3 protein-coding genes are annotated in these 1,520 nt (G+C 73.3%); all 3 read right to left on the reverse strand.

Annotated features, from left to right (window positions below):
• A partial coding sequence (locus tag G6020_RS11525; protein WP_347238366.1) for a cobyrinate a,c-diamide synthase occupies positions 1 to 687 on the reverse strand: 687 nt, incomplete at its 3' end.
• Positions 684 to 1,298 carry a cob(I)yrinic acid a,c-diamide adenosyltransferase gene (gene cobO / locus G6020_RS11530; RefSeq protein WP_182610729.1) on the reverse strand — a complete coding sequence of 205 codons (615 nt, stop codon included), beginning with the start codon at positions 1,296 to 1,298 and terminating at the stop codon, positions 684 to 686. The genes cobO and G6020_RS11525, both read right to left, overlap by 4 nt.
• A partial coding sequence (locus G6020_RS11535; RefSeq protein ID WP_182610730.1) for a hypothetical protein occupies positions 1,298 to 1,520 on the reverse strand: 223 nt, incomplete at its 5' end. The genes G6020_RS11535 and cobO, both read right to left, overlap by 1 nt.

Raw genomic sequence — 1,520 nt, forward strand, 5'->3', positions numbered from 1 at the left:
GTCCAGGTCCACGGAGGCGGCCAGGCGATCCGCGAGGTGGTCGAGGCTGCCGGCCGCCCCCGGTCGCTCGGCCGCCGGGACCAACCCGAGGTGCCGTGACGGGGCGGTGACCTCGTCGTCCCGGCTGAGCACGCCGAGGACGGGGATCCCCAGTGGCTCGAGTGCGCGGCGCACCTCGTCCGAGTGCCGGACGGACCCGGCCTTGTTGAGGATCACCCCGCCGATCCGGACGGACGGGTCGAACGTCGCCATCCCCAGCACCACGGCCGCGATGCTGCGCGAGGCGTGGGAGATGTCCACCACCAGCAGGACCGGGGTGTCGGTGAGGCCGGCGACGTGGGCGGTGGAGGAGAAGCCGTCGCCCCCGATCTGGCCGTCGTACAGGCCCATCACGCCCTCGATCACCGCGACGTCGGCCGGCCGCGGCGCGGCCTGCGCGCCGTGTAGCAGGAGGGGGACGATCCTGTCCTCGCCGACCAGGTGCGGGTCGAGGTTGCGGCCCGGCCGCCCGGTGGCGAGCTCGTGGTATCCCGGGTCGATGTAGTCGGGGCCGACCTTGTGGCCCGAGACCGTCAGGCCCCTGCGCCGCAGGGCCGCCATGAGCCCGGTGGCGACGGTGGTCTTGCCGTGACCCGACGCCGGAGCGGCCACCACGAGCCGGGGCAGGTCGGTGCGCGATCCGGTCACCACTCGATCCCCCTCTGACCCTTCTGGCCGGCGTCCATCGGGTGTTTGACCTTGGTCATCTCGGTGACCAGGTCTGCGGCTGCGACCAGTCGGGGGTCGGCGTCGCGGCCGGTGATCACCACGTGCTGGCGCCCGGGCCGCGAGGTCAGCGTCTCCACCACCTCCTCGACGTCCACCCAGCCCCACTTCATGGGGTAGGTGAACTCGTCGAGGAGGTAGAGGTCGTGCCGCTCGTCGGCGAGCCGGCGCTTGATCTCCGCCCAGCCCTCGGCGGCGTCGGCGGCGTGGTCCTCCTCGGTGCCGTCCTTGCGTGACCACGACCAGCCGGAGCCCATCTTGTGCCACTCGACGGGCCCGCCCTCGCCGGTCTCGGCGTGCAGGCGCGCGAGCCGCTCCATGACCGTCTGCTCGCCGATGCGCCACTTGGCGGACTTGACGAACTGGAACACCCCGATGTCCCACCCCTGGTTCCAGGCGCGCATGGCCAGGCCGAACGCGGCGGTCGACTTCCCCTTGCCCGGCCCGGTGTGGACCATGATCAGGGGCTTGTTGCGACGTTGCCGGGTGCTCAGCCCGTCGTCGGGCACGCGGGCCGGTTGTCCCTGCGGCATCAGGCCACCTCTCCCTCGGTCCGTGCCGGGTTCCGGCGGGCGGGGGCCGTGTGGGTGCGGACGGTGCGGGTCAGTCCCTCGGCCGTCACCTCGCCCAGCGGGAGGTGCTCGGCTCCCAGGTGCGTGGCGAGTTCGGAGGCCAGGCCCATGCGGAACCGGCCGCTCTCGCAGTCCACCACCACCGACGCCACGCCGTGGGAGGCCAGCCCGGCCGCCGCGGTG

It is taken from the genome of Dietzia sp. B19 (assembly GCF_014145155.1).
Lineage (GTDB): Bacteria > Actinomycetota > Actinomycetes > Mycobacteriales > Mycobacteriaceae > Dietzia > Dietzia natronolimnaea.